13 protein-coding genes are annotated in these 15121 nt (G+C 72.6%); 10 read left to right on the top strand and 3 right to left on the bottom strand.

The window, feature by feature from the left end:
- Positions 1-7: 7 nt before the first annotated feature.
- Together ACYU7H_RS09975 and ACYU7H_RS09970 are read right to left on the bottom strand one after the other, a co-directional pair.
- Positions 8-3073 carry a molybdopterin oxidoreductase family protein gene (locus ACYU7H_RS09975; RefSeq protein ID WP_460814369.1) on the bottom strand — a complete coding sequence of 1022 codons (3066 nt, stop codon included), beginning with the start codon at positions 3071-3073 and terminating at the stop codon, positions 8-10.
- A 48-nt stretch (positions 3074-3121) separates the two neighbouring features.
- Positions 3122-3835: a LolA-like protein gene (locus tag ACYU7H_RS09970; RefSeq protein ID WP_460814368.1), complete on the bottom strand. Its 714-nt coding sequence runs from the start codon at positions 3833-3835 to the stop codon at positions 3122-3124.
- Positions 3836-3913: 78 nt separating this feature from the next.
- Here ACYU7H_RS09970 and ACYU7H_RS09965 point away from each other — a divergent pair, with 78 nt between their 5' ends.
- Positions 3914-4885 (top strand): helix-turn-helix transcriptional regulator, encoded by a 972-nt coding sequence (locus ACYU7H_RS09965; RefSeq protein ID WP_460814366.1) that lies wholly within the window; start codon positions 3914-3916, stop codon positions 4883-4885.
- Positions 4886-4887: 2 nt separating this feature from the next.
- A complete protein-coding gene (locus tag ACYU7H_RS09960; protein WP_460814365.1) occupies positions 4888-5784 on the top strand; it encodes a patatin-like phospholipase family protein in 897 nt (298 codons plus the stop codon).
- Positions 5785-5788: 4 nt separating this feature from the next.
- On the opposite strand, the gene ACYU7H_RS09955 is transcribed toward ACYU7H_RS09960, so the two are convergent.
- The gene (locus tag ACYU7H_RS09955; RefSeq protein ID WP_460814363.1) at positions 5789-6388 is read right to left on the bottom strand and encodes a lipocalin family protein; all 600 of its coding nucleotides are present in this window, start codon (positions 6386-6388) and stop codon (positions 5789-5791) included.
- A 96-nt stretch (positions 6389-6484) separates the two neighbouring features.
- Between ACYU7H_RS09955 and ACYU7H_RS09950 the strand changes: the two genes are divergently transcribed.
- From ACYU7H_RS09950 to hslV, 8 genes are all read left to right on the top strand, one after another.
- Positions 6485-6832, top strand: a complete 348-nt coding sequence (locus ACYU7H_RS09950; protein ID WP_460814362.1) for a hypothetical protein — start codon at positions 6485-6487, stop codon at positions 6830-6832.
- 74 nt (positions 6833-6906) lie between these two features.
- Positions 6907-9069 (top strand): prolyl oligopeptidase family serine peptidase, encoded by a 2163-nt coding sequence (locus tag ACYU7H_RS09945; RefSeq protein ID WP_460814361.1) that lies wholly within the window; start codon positions 6907-6909, stop codon positions 9067-9069.
- A 155-nt stretch (positions 9070-9224) separates the two neighbouring features.
- On the top strand, positions 9225-11408 hold the full coding sequence (locus tag ACYU7H_RS09940; protein ID WP_460814359.1) for a S9 family peptidase: 2184 nt from the start codon (positions 9225-9227) through the stop codon (positions 11406-11408).
- Between the two features lie 76 nt (positions 11409-11484).
- A complete protein-coding gene (gene lptM, locus ACYU7H_RS09935) occupies positions 11485-11727 on the top strand; it encodes an LPS translocon maturation chaperone LptM (RefSeq protein ID WP_460814358.1) in 243 nt (80 codons plus the stop codon).
- Positions 11720-12580 (top strand): diaminopimelate epimerase, encoded by an 861-nt coding sequence (gene dapF / locus ACYU7H_RS09930; protein ID WP_460814356.1) that lies wholly within the window; start codon positions 11720-11722, stop codon positions 12578-12580. Before lptM ends, dapF begins: the two co-directional genes overlap by 8 nt.
- Positions 12577-13251: a DUF484 family protein gene (locus tag ACYU7H_RS09925; protein WP_460814355.1), complete on the top strand. Its 675-nt coding sequence runs from the start codon at positions 12577-12579 to the stop codon at positions 13249-13251. Before dapF ends, ACYU7H_RS09925 begins: the two co-directional genes overlap by 4 nt.
- Before the next feature lie 29 nt (positions 13252-13280).
- Entirely contained in the window at positions 13281-14171 is an 891-nt protein-coding gene (gene xerC / locus ACYU7H_RS09920) for a tyrosine recombinase XerC (RefSeq protein ID WP_460814353.1), read from the top strand.
- A gap of 240 nt (positions 14172-14411) precedes the next feature.
- Positions 14412-14963: an ATP-dependent protease subunit HslV gene (gene hslV / locus ACYU7H_RS09915; protein ID WP_460814352.1), complete on the top strand. Its 552-nt coding sequence runs from the start codon at positions 14412-14414 to the stop codon at positions 14961-14963.
- The last annotated feature ends 158 nt before the right edge of the window (positions 14964-15121 follow it).

The raw sequence follows: 15121 nt of genomic DNA, 5'->3' as shown, positions 1-15121 counted from the left end.
GCCCACGTCAGCGGCGCTCCGCCCGCGCGCGCAGGTCGGCGCCATAGCGCAGGGGCGCGTCGCCGTGGTGGCGCGCCGCGCCCGGGCCATCCAACGGCGCGAACGCAGGCGACAGTGCGTCGGTTTCGGCGGGACGGATCGAGACACGCAGGTCGAACCACGCCGCCTGGCCGGTGACCGGATCGGCATTGGCGTGGTCGCCGCGCGGGGTGAGGTCGGAGATCAGGTGGTTGAGCAGGAAGCCCTTGCGTCCCTCGGGCGCCTCCTTGTCGAGCGCCCACGCGCCCCGCCGCTTGCCGATCGCGTTCCAGGTCCAGACGGTGTCCGGCTGCACGTTCGCGGCGAACTTCGCCTGCACGGTGATCTCGCCGTGGTGGGAGGCGACCGTGATCCAGTCCTCGTCGGCGATGCCGAAGCGTGCACCGGTGTCCGGATGCAGGTACAGCCAGTTGCGCGTGGCGATCTGCCGCAGCCACGCGTTCTGCGAACCCCACGCGTGGTACATGAACATCGGCCGCTGGGTCACCGCCGACAGCGGGAAGCGCGTCGCCGAGTCCGTCGCCTGCGCGCCCTCGAACGGCTCGTACCAGATCGGCAGCGGGTCGAAGTAGGTGTCGACGCGCTCGCGTTCGGTCGGGGGCGGCACGTGCGCACCGTGCCCGCGCGCGGCGAGGCGGAACTTCTGCAGCGTCTCCGAGTACAGCTGCAGCACCACCGGCGCGTCGCTGGCGACGAAGCCCATCGCCTTCGCCCACCGCAGGTAGTCGCGGTTGGACATCTTGAAATAGCGCGCCGACCCGGGCACCGGGGCGTGCCAGAAGCCGCCGTGGTCGATGTAGCGGTCGAGCTGGCCGGGGTTGGGCGCGCCCTTCGCTTCGGCCTCGCCCTGCGCGCCGCGCCAGCCCGCGAGCAGGCCGACGCCCGGCGCGCGCTGGTGGCGGATGATGTAGTCGGCGTAGTCGCGGTACGCCGGCGCGCCGTCGTCGCCGACCATGCCGGGCAGGCCGAGCCGCGCGCCGAGGACCAGCAGCACGGACTGGAAGCCGCGCACGTCGCGCGGGCGACCGTCGGCGTCGGGCTGCGTGGCGGGGTCGAAGATCGGGTGGCGGATCGCGTCCGCGGCGCCGTCGGCGTCGGAGATCGGCCGGTCGAGCAGGCTGATCGCGTCGAAGCGCTCCAGGTACGTGGTGTCCGGCAGCACGAGGTCCGCGTACGCGACCATCTCCGAGGCGTACGCGTCGGAGTAGATGATCCGCGGGATGCGGTAGTTGCCCTCGGCGTCGCGATCGGTGAGCCAGCCGATCGTCTCGGCGGTGTTCATCGCCGAGTTCCACCCCATGTTCGCCATGAACATCATCAGCGTGTCGATGCGGTACGGGTCGCCCGCCCACGCGTTGCGGATGACGGTGTGCATCATCCCGTGCGCGGCGAGCGGGTAGGCCCAGGAGTAGGCGTGGTCGATGCGGCGCGGGCGGCCGTCGTCGTCGACCAGCAGGTCCTCCGGGCCGTGCACGAAGCCGAGCGGCGCGGCGTCGAGGCCGCCGTCGGGCCGGCGCGCCTTGCCCGGCCGGTTCGCGGGCGGGATCGGGCGCGGGAACGGCGGCTGGTAGCGGAACGACCCCGGCGCATCGACCGCGCCGAGCAGCATCTGCAGCACGTGCAGCGCGCGGCAGGTGTGGAAGCCGTTGCTGTGCGCGCTGATGCCGCGCATGGCGTGCATGGCGACGGGGCGGCCGACCATCGTCTCGTGGCGCGTGCCGTTCGTGTCGGTCCACGGGATCGGCAGTTCCAGCCCGCTCTCGAACGCGGCGTCCGCGAGCTCGCGCGCGATGCGGCGGATGGTGTCGGCGGGGATGCCGCAGCGTTCCGCGACGGCGTCCGGTGCATGCTCGGGTGCGAGGTACCGCTCGGCCAGCAGCTGGAACACCGGCACGGCGCGCCGGCCGTCCGGCAACGTGTATTCGCCGACGACGGCGGGTGAAATGCCCGTCGCGTCCGCGGGCGAAAGCACCCCCTCCCGGCCTCCCCCTGCATCCGCAGGGGGAGGAGCGGATGCGGTCCCGCCACTCCCTGCGCCAGCAGGTGCAGTGGCTCCCTCCCCTGCGCCGGCAGGGGAGGGTCGGGGAGGGGTGCTCTTCGCCGGCGCGGACGGAGCGACCCCCTCCCGGCCTCCCCTTCCAGTCGCAGCGGCCGGGGTCGTGCGTGACCAGCACAGCGGGCGGCCGTCGGCGTCGCGGGCGAACAGGCCGTCGTCGGCCGCGCCCGGGTCGCGGACCACCAGCCAGTGCGCGTTCGCGTGGCGCACCAGGAAGTCGAGGTCGATGCGGTCCGAGCGCAGCAGCTCGTGGATCAGCGCGAACGCGAACAGCCCGTCGGTGCCCGGCCGGATGCCGATCCACTCGTCGGCGATCGCCCCGTAGCCCGTGCGCACCGGATTCACGGCGACGATCTTCGCGCCGCGCGCCTTCAGCTTGCCGAGGCCGAGCTTGATCGGGTTGGAGTCGTGGTCCTCGGCCACGCCCCACAGCATCAGGTAGCGCGCGTGTTCCCAGTCGGGTTCGCCGAACTCCCAGAAGCTGCCGCCGAGCGTGTACAGCCCGCCCGCGGCCATGTTCACCGAGCAGAAGCCGCCGTGCGCCGCGTAGTTGACGGTGCCGAACTGCTGCGCCCACCAGCCGGTGAGCGCCTGCGACTGGTCCCGGCCGGTGAAGAAGGCCAGTTCGTCGGGATTGCGCTCGCGGATCGGCGCGAGCCACGACGTCGCCAGCGCGAGCGCCTCGTCCCAGGAGATCTCGCGGAACTCGCCGCTGCCGCGTTCGCCCGTGCGCAGCAGCGGTCGCGACAGCCGGGCGGGCGAGTAGTGCTGCATGATCCCGGCCGAGCCCTTGGCGCACAGCACGCCGCGGTTCACCGGGTGGTCCGGGTTGCCCTGGATGTAGCGGATCCGCCCGTCCTTGAGCCACACGCGGATGCCGCAGCGGCACGCGCACATGTAGCAGGTGGTGTCGCGGACCGCGTCACCGGGCGAGGGCGAGGTGTCGAGGTCGGGCTGCGGCGGCGCCGGCGCTGGCATCCGGGCATTGTGCCTGCGCGGTCGCGGCCCGGCGAGGGCGCGCCGCGGTCAGGACGGAGGATCGATCCGGATGCCGGGGTCGTTGAACCGGGAATAGCGGATGGTCGTGGTGGTGGCGCGCCCTTCCATCTCGCCCTCGACCACCGCCCGGACGGGCAGGCCGTCGTCGCCGATCCACACCGTGACCTCGGAAGGCTCGGGTTCGGACTGCCGCAGCCGGTACCGGCGCGTCGGCCGGCCGTCGAGCGCGTCCACGCCCAGGAACTCCGCGGTCATCGTCTCCTGGCCACGCGCGACGAGGTCCTGCCACTGGTCCATGCTGCCGGGCGGCATGGTGGTCTTCTGCAGCCGGCCGCCCATGTCCATCCACACCTCGTCGCCGATCCGCACGGTGCGCAGTGCCTGCCCGCCGGCCTGCATGTCCATCCGCCACCGGTCGGGATGGACGAACTGCATCTCCGTGGTGACGGTGCCCTGCGGCCCGCCCTCGACCCGCATGTCGGCATGGAAGCTGCGCACGTCGCGGAACGCCGCGAGCGCGTCGAGCACGGTCTCCCGCGGGGACGGTTCCGTTGCAACGGCGGATGCATCCAAGCCGGCGGTGCCGGCCGCTTCGGCGGACGGTGCCGCGGCATCCGCCGACGCGGTGCCGCCCTCCGGCGCCCGGTCCGGTGCGCAGGCCGCGAGCAGCAGCAGGAGGGCCGCCGACGCGCATGGCGGGCGACGGTCGGCGCGTCTTGCAGCGGCGTGCATCACGGTCATCTGGGGCGCTCCCGGGCTGGCGGCGCGCGCCGCCGCGATGCACTCTAAAGCGGCATTCCCGCGCCGGACAGGCCATCGATGGACCGATACGAACGCATCCTCGCCCTGCACCGCATCCTGAAGTCCGCCCGCTACCCGGTGAAGGTGCCGCGGCTGCAGGAGGAACTCGGCTGTTCGCGGGCGACGGTGTACCGCGACATCGCGTTCCTGCGCGACGGGTTGATGGCGCCGGTGATCGACGATGGCGAGGCCGGGTTCCGCTACGACCCGGAGGAAGGCGGGCGTTTCGAGATGCCCGGCCTGTGGCTGAGTTCCGAGGAGCTGCATGCGCTGCTCGCCGCGCAGCAACTCCTGGCCCGGACGGGCGGTGGCGTGCTGTCGACCGCGCTGGCGCCCCTGCAGCAACGCATCGAGAAGCTGCTCGACGCGCATTCCACCGGCACGCGCTGGCCGGTCGAGCGCGTGCGCGTGGTGCCGCACCGGACCCGGCGCATGGACGAGGCCGCGTTCCGCACCGTCGCCTCGGCGGTGCTCGAGCGCCGCCGGCTGGCGTTCGACTACCGGGCCAGGACCACCGACGAGAAGACGCGCCGCACCGTGTCGCCGCAGCGCATCACCCACTACCGCGACAACTGGTACCTGGATGCCTTCGACCATGACCGCGACGCGCTGCGCAGCTTCTCGGTCGACCGCGTGACCGCCGCGCGCCTGCTCGATGCCCCCGCGCGCGACATCGACGAGTCCGAGCTCAACGCGCACCTGGCCGGCAGCTACGGCATCTTCGCCGGGCCGCCGAAGGGCTGGGCGACGATCGTGTTCAGCGCCCGCGCCGCGCGCTGGGTCGCCGACGAGCACTGGCACTCGCAGCAGCAGGGCCGTTTCCTGCCGGACGGGCGCTACGAGCTCAAGGTGCCGTACGGCGCGTCGCGCGAACTGCTGATGGACGTGCTGCACTACGGGTCGGACGCCGAGATCGTGGAGCCGAAGGCGCTGCGCGAGCAGGCGCGCGCGCTGCTGCAGTTGTCGCTGTCCAACTACGACCGCGGCTGAGCGTGGCCACCGGCGCGGACCCACCGAAGATCGCGCGCGACGAAAAGGTCGCGCTGGTGCTGGGCGCGGGCGGCGCGCGCGGTCTGGCGCAGATCGGCGTGATCGAGGCGCTGGAGGCGCGCGGGTTGCGGATCGTCGCGGTGGCCGGTTCGTCGAGCGGCGCGCTGGTGGGCGGCATCCACGCGGCCGGCCGGCTCGCCGAGTTCCGCGAACAGATGGTGCGGCTCACGCGCAGCCGCTTCGTGCGGCTGCTCGACCCGGTGGTCGGGCGGGGCGGCCTGCTGCGCGGGCAGCGGCTGGTCGATGCCATGCGCGAGGTCGTCGGCAACCCGCTGATCGAAACGCTGCCGTTGCGGTTCACCGCGGTGGCGGTCGACCTGCAGCGACAGCGCGAGGTGTGGCTGCAGCGCGGGCCGCTGTGGGACGCGATCCGCGCCTCGTTCGCGATCCCGGGGCTGTTCACCCCGCACCCGCTGCACGGGCGCGACCTGGTCGACGGCGGCCTGCTCGCGCCGTTGCCGATCGCCGCCACGCGCCTGTCCGACGCGCACCGGCTGGTCGCGGTCGACATGCACGGCTGGCCGGCGCGCCCCCCCGGGGAACCCGCGCGCGAGAACGGCGTGGCGCCCTCGTTCGGCGACCGCTTCGGCGGCTGGGTCGAACGGCGGCTCGGCCTGTCGGGCAGCGACGAGGTCATCGGCATGACCGAGGCGATGGCGCGCGCGCTCGACACGATGCAGGCGCAGATCGCCCGCGTGCAGCTGGCGCTCGACCCGCCCGAGCTGGTGATCCGGATCCCGCGCGACGCGTGCCTGTTCTACGAGTTCTGGCGCGCGGCCGAGCTGATCGACGTGGGACGCGCGGAGGCGGAGAAGGCGCTGGACGCGGCGGGTTACTGAGCCGTCAGGGCTTCGACGGCGCCGCGAACCCGGGTTTCCCCAGCTGCGCCGGCACCTGCGGCACGCGCACCAGCTTCGCGGTGTCCACGCCGTGCCCGCGCATGCGGACGACCAGGTCCGCGTACAGGGCGTCGTCCATCACCGGCGTGCGCCCGAACACCCACGCCAGGTCGCGGCCCGGGTAGCCGATCAGCGCCCACGAATCGTCCGGGGCCACCTCGAGGATCCGGTACTTCGTGGGGATGACCCCGAAGAACCACGTCGTCCAGTCGCGGTTGCCGGTGCCGTCCTTCACCGTGGCGCGCGAGTCGAAGGTCTTCTCCGGTTCGCCGAAGCCCTTGCGGTAGGCGTAGCGCACGGCGATGCCTCCATCGTCCCGGAGCGTGTAGGTGTCGCTGCTGGCGACGTGGCCGCGCTCGGCGAAATAGGGCACGTGCGCGATGACGTGCCAGCGGCCCATGAAGCGCGCGAGGTCCACCGGGTCGGCGGCGAGGCCGGACGGGATCGGGCCGGAGGCGCAGGCCGCGAGGAGCAGCAGGCCCAGGCCGGCGGTGGCGGCGACGCGGCCGGCCCGGCGCGGGCGGCCGGTGGGGGTCGAAGGCATGGGCGGCTCCACTGCTGGGGACCCCGGACCCTACGTCGCAATCGGTGAGAAGGATGCGCGGGAGGCTGCACGCACACACCCGAAGGAGTCCGCGCCATGCCCCGCCTCGAAGCCGTCCGACTGCTCCCCGACCGCGCCCGCCCGGCCAACGACGCGCTGCCACGTCTGTTCGGCCAGCTGGCCCTGGCCGGCCTGGTGCTGGTGCTGGCCTGGCCGGCCGCGCGCGGGCACAGCCTCGCCTTCGGCTGGCTGCCGATGTGGCTGGTCGCGATGCCGGCCTGCGCGGCCTGGGTGCTGCACGGCTGCCCGGTGCCGCGCCGGGGGCGTGCGCCGGTGCCGACCTGGATCGGCGCCGGCTCCGCGGCCGTGCCGGCGCGCCGGGGCCGCGTCGTCCAGGCCCGGCGCCGCACGCGCCATGCGCCGGGGGCCGCCCGCGCGGCCTGACCTCCGGCACGGGGGGCGCCCGGACCCCCGTGCTAGCGTTCCCGGCTTCCCTCGGAACCGCCCGGAACGCGCCCATGCCGAAGTCCCCGACACGCCGCCGCCTCGCCACCACGCTCGCCGCCGTCCTTGGCGCCAGCACCGCCGCGGGCGCCGCCGCGCAGGCCGCCGACGAGGGCCAGGACGAGCCGGCCACGGCCGCCGTGCAGGCCGACACCTGGCTGTGGCTGGAGGACGTCGAGGGCGAGCGCGCGCTCGACTGGGTGCGCGCCCGCAACGCCAAGGCGGAGGCCGAACTGGCCGCCACGGCGGAGTTCAAGGCGCTCGAGGCCGACATCCGCGCGATCCTCGACTCGCAGGACAAGATCCCCTACGTCGAGAAGATCGGCGACCACTACTACAACTTCTGGAAGGACGCGACGCACGAGCGCGGCATCTGGCGCCGCACCACGCTCGAGGAATACCGAAAGCCGTCGCCCGCGTGGGAGACCGTGATCGACCTGGATGCGCTGAACGCGGCCGAGGGCGAGAACTGGGTCTGGCACGGCGCCGACTGCCTGCGCCCGGCGTACGAGCGCTGCCTGGTCGCACTGTCGCGCGGCGGCGCGGATGCGGACGTCACCCGCGAGTTCGACCTGGCGACGATGGACTGGGTCGACGGCGGCTTCTTCCGCCCGGAGGCCAAGGGCGGCCTGGGCTGGATCGATCGCGACACGGTGTACGCGTACACCGACTTCGGCGACGGCACGATGACCGAGTCGGGCTACCCCCGCATCGTCAAGTCCTGGCGCCGCGGCACGCCGATGGCCGAGGCCACCGTGGTCTACGAGGGCCGCGACGACGACATGTACATCGCCGCCGGCCACGACCACACGCCGGGCTTCGCGCGCGACTTCGTGTACCGCACGCTAGCCTTCTACAACGACGAGCTGTACCTGCGCACCGACGAGGGCGAGCTGCGCAAGGTCGACGCGCCGAACTCCGCCAACAAGGCCGTGCACCGCGAATGGCTGGCGCTGGAGCTGCGCGAGCCGTGGACCGTCGGCGGCCGCACGTATCCGGCCGGGTCGCTGCTGGCGGCGCGGTTCGACGATTTCATGGCCGGCGAGCGCGAATTCGACGTGCTGTTCGAGCCGACCGACACCACCTCTCTGGTCGGCGCGACGTGGACGCGCGACCACGTCGTCCTGAACGTGCTCGACGACGTGCGCAACACGCTCAGCGTGCTCACGCCCCCGGCGGACGCGGGCGGCGACTGGACGCGCGGCGCGTTCCCGGGCGCGCCCGACTTCGGCAACATCAGCGTGTCCGCGGTCGATTCCGACACCTCCAACGATGTCTGGCTGACGGTCACCGACTACCTGACCCCGAGCACGCTCTCGCTGGCCACCGTCGGCGGCGGCGAGGCGCCCGAGGCGCTGAAGTCGATGCCGGAGTTCTTCGACGGATCGACCCACGAGATCGCCCAGCACTTCGCCACCAGCGCCGACGGCACCCGCGTGCCGTACTTCATCGTCCGGCCGAAGGGCCTCGCGCTGGACGGCACCACGCCGACGCTGCTCTACGGCTACGGCGGCTTCGAGGTCCCGATGCTGCCGGGCTACTCCGGCGGCGTGGGCAAGGGCTGGCTGGAGAAGGGCGGCGTGTACGTGGTCGCCAACATCCGCGGCGGCGGCGAGTACGGCCCGCGCTGGCACCAGGCCGCGCTCAAGGCCAACCGCCACAAGGCCTACGAGGACTTCGCCGCGGTCGCGAAGGACCTGGTGGCGCGCGGCGTGACCACGCCGGAGCGCCTGGGCATCCAGGGCGGCAGCAACGGCGGCCTGCTGATGGGCAACATGCTCACCCAGTACCCGGAGCTGTTCGGCGCGGTGGTGGTGCAGGTGCCGCTGCTCGACATGCAGCGCTACCACGAGCTGCTGGCCGGCGCGTCCTGGATGGCCGAGTACGGCGACCCGGACAAGCCGGAGGAGTGGGCCTTCATCCGCACCTTCTCGCCGTACCACCTGGTGCGCGAGGACGCGAAGTACCCGCCGACGCTGTTCATGACCTCGACCCGCGACGACCGCGTCCACCCGGGCCATGCGCGCAAGATGATGGCGCGCATGGAGGCGATGGGGCACGACGTGCGCTACTACGAGAACATCGAGGGCGGCCACGGCGGCGCGGCGAACAACAGGCAGGCCGCGCACATGGCGGCGCTGGCCTACACGTTCCTCTGGCAGCAGCTCAACGACTGATCGCCCGCACCGAAGGACCGCCATCCCCGCCGAAGACCCGTCATCCCCGCGCAGGCGGGGATCCCCGAACGGTATCGTCATCCCCGCGCAGGCGGGGATCCCCAAGCGGTATCGTCATCCCCGCGCAGGCGGGGATCCACCCCGGATACCCACGCATGAAGCCCGCCATCCTCCTCGCCTCGCTCCTGATGACCACCGCCACCCCCGCCCCCGCCGCCGACCTCCCGCCGCCCCCCGACGCCGCCCGCAAGCCGCACGTCGTCCGCGCCCCGCATGGCGCGGAGCGCAGCGACCCGTACTACTGGCTGCGCGACGACAAGCGCGAGGCGAAGGACGTCATCGCCTACCTGGAGGCCGAGAACGCCTACACCGACGCGGTGATGGCGCCTCTGAAGCCGCTGCAGGACGCGCTGTACGAGGAGATCGTCGGCCGCATCAAGCAGGACGACAGCTCGGTGCCGTACCGCGAGCGCGGCTGGTGGTACTACGCCCGCTTCGAGACCGGCAAGGACTACCCGGTGCACGGGCGCCGCCGCGACGCGGCCGGCGTCGACGCGCTGTCGATCCAGCGCGCCAACGACGCGGGCGATTTCGACGGCGAGCAGGTCCTGCTCGACGTCAACGCGCTGGCCGACGGCAAGGACTACTACAACGTCGGCGACTACGAGACCACGCAGGACAACCGCCTGCTCGCCTACGCCGAGGACACCAGCGGCCGGCGCCAGTACACGATCCGCTTCAAGGACCTCGACACCGGCGAGGTCCTTCCCGACACGATCGCCGGCGTATCGCCGAACCTGGTCTGGGCCGACGACAACCGCACCCTGTTCTACGTCGAGAACGATCCGGAGACCCTGCTGACCAAGCGGGTGAAGAAGCACGTGCTCGGCACCGACCCGGCCGCCGACCCTGTGGTGTACGAGGAGGCCGACGACAGCTTCTACATGGGCATCTCGCGCACGCGCGACGACCGCTTCATCTGCATCGGCGTGTCGAGCACGGTGTCCGACGAGCTGCGCTGCACCCCGGCCGCGGCGCCCGGCGAATTCACCGTGCTGGCGCCCCGCCAGCGCGACGTCGAGTACGACGCCGACCACCACGACGGCCGCTGGGTCATCCGCACCAATGCCGACGGCGCGCGCAACTTCAAGGTGATGACCGCGCCGAGCGGCGCCACCGCCCGCGACCAGTGGCGCGAGTGGATCGCGCACGACGAGGCGGTGCTGCTCGAGGGCGTGGAGCTGTTCGACGGGTTCACCGCGATCGCCGAGCGCTCGAACGGCCTGGAGCGCCTGCGCGTGGTGCGCGGCGTGCCGGGCGAATCCGACCCGGCCGGCGAGCCGGTGGCCGCCGACGAACCCGCGTATTCGATGGGCCTGTCGGTCAACGCCGAACCGGAGAGCGCGTGGCTGCGCTATTCGTACACCTCGCTCACGACGCCGGCGACCACCTACGAACTCAACGTCGCCACCGGCGAGCGCCGCACCCTCAAGCAGCAACCGGTGATCGGCTACGACCCGTCGAAGTACGTCACCGAGCGCACCTGGGCCACCGCCCGCGACGGCACGAGGATCCCGGTGTCGATCGTGCATCGCAGGGGCGTGGCGAAGGACGGCACCGCGCCGCTGCTGCAGTACGGCTACGGCAGCTACGGCGCGTCGATGGACCCGAACTTCAACCTCCCGGTGGTCAGCCTGCTCGACCGGGGCGTGGTCTACGCGATCGCGCACATCCGCGGCGGGCAGGAGATGGGCCGCGCCTGGTACGACGCCGGCAAGCTGATGGCGAAGAAGAACACCTTCACCGACTTCATCGACGTCACCGACCACCTGGTCGCGGAAGGCTACGCGGCGAAGGACCGCGTCGCCGCCTACGGCGGCAGCGCGGGCGGCCTGCTGGTCGGCGCGATCGCCAACATGGCGCCGGAGAAGTACGCGGTGATCCTGTCGCAGGTGCCGTTCGTGGATGTCGTGACGACCATGCTCGACGCGACGATCCCGCTGACGACCAACGAGTACGACGAATGGGGCAACCCGGAGGCCAGCGCGGACGCCTATGCGTACATGCTGTCCTACTCGCCCTACGACAACCTCGAGGCGAAGGCCTACCCGGCGATGTTCGTCGGCACCGGCCTGTGGGACTCGCAGGTCCAGTACTGGGAGCCGGCGAAGTACGTCGCCCGCCTGCGCGACCTGAACACGTCCGACGCCACGGTGGTGTTCCGCACGAACATGGATGCCGGCCACGGCGGCAAGTCGGGGCGGTTCCGCCGCTATCGCGAACAGGCGGAGATGTACGCGTTCCTGCTCGACCGCCTCGGCGTGCAGTCCACGCCGTAACGGCCCGGCGAGGGTCGGGCCGCCGCCGGGTCCGCGGCGGCTTCGCACCCGTGCGCGCGGCCGCTACACTGCGCCCATGGACACACGCGCCGCCCTGCCCGCCGCCATCGCGCTCACGCTGCTGCTCGCCGCCTGCGGCAACAAGGGGCCGCTGGTCCGGGTCGCCCCCGACCCGGCGCCCGTGCCGGCCGAGTCGGTGCCGGCGATGGACGATGCCACCGAGGCCGGCGAGCCGGACGGGATCCTGCAACCGCCGGCGGACCCGCCGACCTCGCAGGAGCCGGAGATCCCGCCGCCCGACGGGGACGGGGATGGCTGAGGCGGACGCCGCCCGCGGACCCGCCCCGCTGCGCTTCACCAAGATGCACGGGGCCGGCAACGACTTCGTGGTGATCGACCTGCGCGACGGCACGCCCCCGCCGACGCCTTCGCAATGCCGCCGCCTGGCGGACCGCCGGAAGGGCGTGGGCTGCGACCAGGTCCTGACGATCGAGGGATCGGACGCGGACGGCGTGGTGGCCGCCTACCGGATCTGGAACAGCGACGGCTCGCCGGCCGCCCAGTGCGGCAACGGCGCGCGCTGCGTGGCGGCCTGGCTGGCGCGCGACGGCGTGGACGCCGACCGCTTCGAGCTGGAGAGCCCCGCCGGCCGCCACCAGGTGGAGCGCCTCGGCGAGGGGCGCTGGCGCATCGCGATGGGCGTGCCGGACTTCGAGCCGGCGCGCATCCCGATGGTGGGCTTCGACGCGCCGCGCGAGGAATACGTCATCGCCTGCGGCGGATCGATCCTTCCCGTCGGCGCGGTGTCGATGGGCAATCCGCACGCGGTGGTGGAAGTGGACGACGTGGCCACCGCGCAGGTCGCCGAGCTCGGCCCGATGCTGCAGGCGTGCGGCACCTTCCCGGACTCGGCCAACGTGGGCTTCGCGCAGGTCGTCTCGCGCGACACGGTGCGCCTGCGCGTGCACGAGCGCGGCGCCGGCGAGACGCTGGCCTGCGGCAGCGGCGCGTGCGCGGCGGTCGCGGTGCTGGCACGCCGCGGCCGGATCGACCGCGAGGTCGACGTCGTGCTGCCGGGCGGGACGCTGCGCGTGGCCTGGCCGCGCGACGATGCACCGATGACCATGGCCGGACCGGCCGAATTCGTGTTCGAGGGGATGCTGGAACCATGAGCGAATCGATCGAGAAGCTGGGCGCGCACGAGGTGGCGGCGTGGCTGCGCCGCCACCCGCGCTTCCTGCAGCAGTTCCCCGACCTGGCGCTGAGCCTGGTGGTGCCGCGCGAGTCGGGCAGCACCGCGTCGCTGGCCAGCTACCAGCTCGAGGTGCTGCGCGACAAGAACCGCGAGCTCAACCGCCGCCTGCACGAGCTGTTCGGCAATGCCGAGGAGAACGAACGGTTGGCGGTGCGCACGCACCAGCTCACGCTCGCGCTCTTGCGCGAACCGGACGCCGCGGGTGTCGCGCAGGCGATGGCGGCCACGCTGGCCGAGGACTTCGCCGGCGACCTGGTGCGCATCGTGTTCTTCGCGCCGGTCGAGGGGCTGGAGGACGCCGACTGGTGGCGCGTGGTCCCGCAGGACGACCCGGGCATGTCGCCGTTCCACGACGCGCTCGTCGGCGGCGAGCCGATCTGCGGGCGGCTCAATCCCGACAAGCACGCGTTCCTGTACGGGGCGCGCGCCGACGAAGTGCAGTCGAGCGCGTTGCTCGCGCTGCCGGGCACGGGCCTGGTCGCCGTCGGCAGCCGCGACGCGAACCGGTTCTATCCGGGCATGGGCACGCTGTTCCTGCGGATGATGGGCGAGGCGTTCGCCGTCGCGCTCGCGCGCGATGGCCGCTGACGGCCACCGGGTGCACTGAGGCGGCCGCGATGGCCGGTCCGCCGATCGAGGCCTACCTGGCGCACCTGGCGCTGGAGCGCCGGATGTCGGCGCACACGGTCGACGCCTATCGGCGCGACCTCGAGGCGCTGGCGCAGTGGTCCGGGGCGCAGGCGCGCGTGCCGCTCGCGCTGTCGCCCGCCGACATCCGTGCGTTCGTCGCCGCCGAGCACCGCCGCGGCCTTTCACCGAAGAGCCTGCAGCGCCGCCTCTCGGCCTGCCGCAGCTTCTTCCGCTGGCACCTGAAGCAGGGCGCCATCGCCGCCAATCCCGCCGACGGCATCCGTGCGCCGAAGGCGCCGCGCAAGCTGCCGCAGGTGCTCGACCCCGACGAGGCCGCGCGCCTGGTCGAGGTCCCCACCGACGCGCCGCTCGGCCTGCGCGACCGCGCGCTGCTCGAACTGTTCTATTCCTCCGGCCTGCGCCTGTCGGAACTGTGCGGCCTGCGCTGGCGCGACCTGGACCTCGACGGCGGCCTGGTCACGGTCCTGGGCAAGGGCAGCAAGCAGCGCCGCGTCCCCGTCGGCTCCCACGCACGCCGCGCGCTGTCCGAATGGCGCGCCGACCAGCAGGCCGCCGACGACGCGCCGGTCTTCCCCGGCCGTGGCGGCAGGCCCATCAGTCCGCGCGCCGTGCAATCGCGCCTGCGCACGCTCGCCCAGCGCCAGGGCCTGTTCAAGCGCGTGCATCCGCACCTGCTGCGCCACAGCTTCGCCAGCCACGTGCTCGAGTCGTCCGGCGACCTGCGCGGCGTGCAGGAGCTCCTCGGCCACGCCGACATCGCCACCACCCAGATCTACACCCACCTCGACTTCCAGCACCTGGCCAAGGTCTACGACGCCACCCACCCGCGCGCCAAGCGCAAGCCCTCTTCCAAGTAACCCGGGTTCGAGAAGCGCGAAGAGATGCGGCTTGCGGTGGGACGCCCCGGCTTGGTGGCGGGGCATCGCTCGTCCCTCGGTCAGGGCATCCTGCCCTGATCGAGGGACAAGCAAGACCCGGCCGCCGGGCCGTGGCGTCCGTCCGCAAGCCCGCGAAACCCGCTCTCCGATCGACTCGCAGAGCGGCTTGAAGCGAAGGGCGATGCCCCCATCTCTCGGGTTCGCAGACCGGAGCGGGCCATGGATCCCAGCCGCAATCCCGACGTGTTCCACGCCACCACGATCGTGTCCGTCCGCCGCGGCGGGCAGGTGGCGGTGGCCGGCGACGGCCAAGTGACGCTCGGCAACACCGTCATGAAGTCGAACGCGCGCAAGGTGCGGCGACTCGGGCGCGACGGCCAGGTGCTGGCCGGCTTCGCCGGCGCCGCCGCCGACGCGTTCACCCTGTTCGAACTGTTCGAGGCCAAGCTCGAGAAGCACGGCCAGCTGGTGCGCGCCGCGGTGGAACTGGCGAAGGACTGGCGCACGGAGCGGCGGCTCGGGAAGCTCGAGGCGTTGCTGGCGGTGGCCGACCGCGAGACCTCGCTGATCGTGTCGGGCACGGGCGACGTCATCGAGCCGGAGGACGGCCTGGTCGCGATCGGCTCCGGTGGGCCGTACGCCCTGTCCGCGGCCCGCGCGCTGCTCGCCCATACGGCGCTGGACGCCAAGACGATCGCGACCGAGGCGCTGAACATCGCCGGCGACGTGTGCATCTACACCAACCGCAACATCGTCGTCGAAACGCTCTGACCCGCCACGCCTGTCGTCCCGGGCGCAGCGAGGGACCTGCTTCACCTGCTTTCCCGGAAACGTCGCGAAGAAGCAGGTCCCTCGCTTCGCTCGGGACGACAACGTGGGTCGGACCGACATCGAGAACTGACACCGCATGAACGACCGCAACGACAGCA

The organism is Luteimonas pelagia, from assembly GCF_054776035.1.
This window is presented reverse-complemented; position numbering and strand designations above follow the sequence as displayed.

Excerpts from the sequence above, each read along its gene's own strand:
- ACYU7H_RS09975 (WP_460814369.1), bottom strand. The coding sequence starts at position 3,073 with ATGCCAGCGCCGGCGCCGCCGCAGCCCGACCTCGACACCTCGCCCTCG.
- ACYU7H_RS09970 (WP_460814368.1), bottom strand. The coding sequence starts at position 3,835 with ATGACCGTGATGCACGCCGCTGCAAGACGCGCCGACCGTCGCCCGCCA.
- ACYU7H_RS09965 (WP_460814366.1), top strand. The coding sequence starts at position 3,914 with ATGGACCGATACGAACGCATCCTCGCCCTGCACCGCATCCTGAAGTCC.
- ACYU7H_RS09955 (WP_460814363.1), bottom strand. The coding sequence starts at position 6,388 with ATGCCTTCGACCCCCACCGGCCGCCCGCGCCGGGCCGGCCGCGTCGCC.
- ACYU7H_RS09950 (WP_460814362.1), top strand. The coding sequence starts at position 6,485 with ATGCCCCGCCTCGAAGCCGTCCGACTGCTCCCCGACCGCGCCCGCCCG.
- ACYU7H_RS09945 (WP_460814361.1), top strand. The coding sequence starts at position 6,907 with ATGCCGAAGTCCCCGACACGCCGCCGCCTCGCCACCACGCTCGCCGCC.
- ACYU7H_RS09940 (WP_460814359.1), top strand. The coding sequence starts at position 9,225 with ATGAAGCCCGCCATCCTCCTCGCCTCGCTCCTGATGACCACCGCCACC.
- lptM (WP_460814358.1), top strand. The coding sequence starts at position 11,485 with ATGGACACACGCGCCGCCCTGCCCGCCGCCATCGCGCTCACGCTGCTG.
- dapF (WP_460814356.1), top strand. The coding sequence starts at position 11,720 with ATGGCTGAGGCGGACGCCGCCCGCGGACCCGCCCCGCTGCGCTTCACC.
- ACYU7H_RS09925 (WP_460814355.1), top strand. The coding sequence starts at position 12,577 with ATGAGCGAATCGATCGAGAAGCTGGGCGCGCACGAGGTGGCGGCGTGG.
- xerC (WP_460814353.1), top strand. The coding sequence starts at position 13,281 with ATGGCCGGTCCGCCGATCGAGGCCTACCTGGCGCACCTGGCGCTGGAG.
- hslV (WP_460814352.1), top strand. The coding sequence starts at position 14,412 with ATGGATCCCAGCCGCAATCCCGACGTGTTCCACGCCACCACGATCGTG.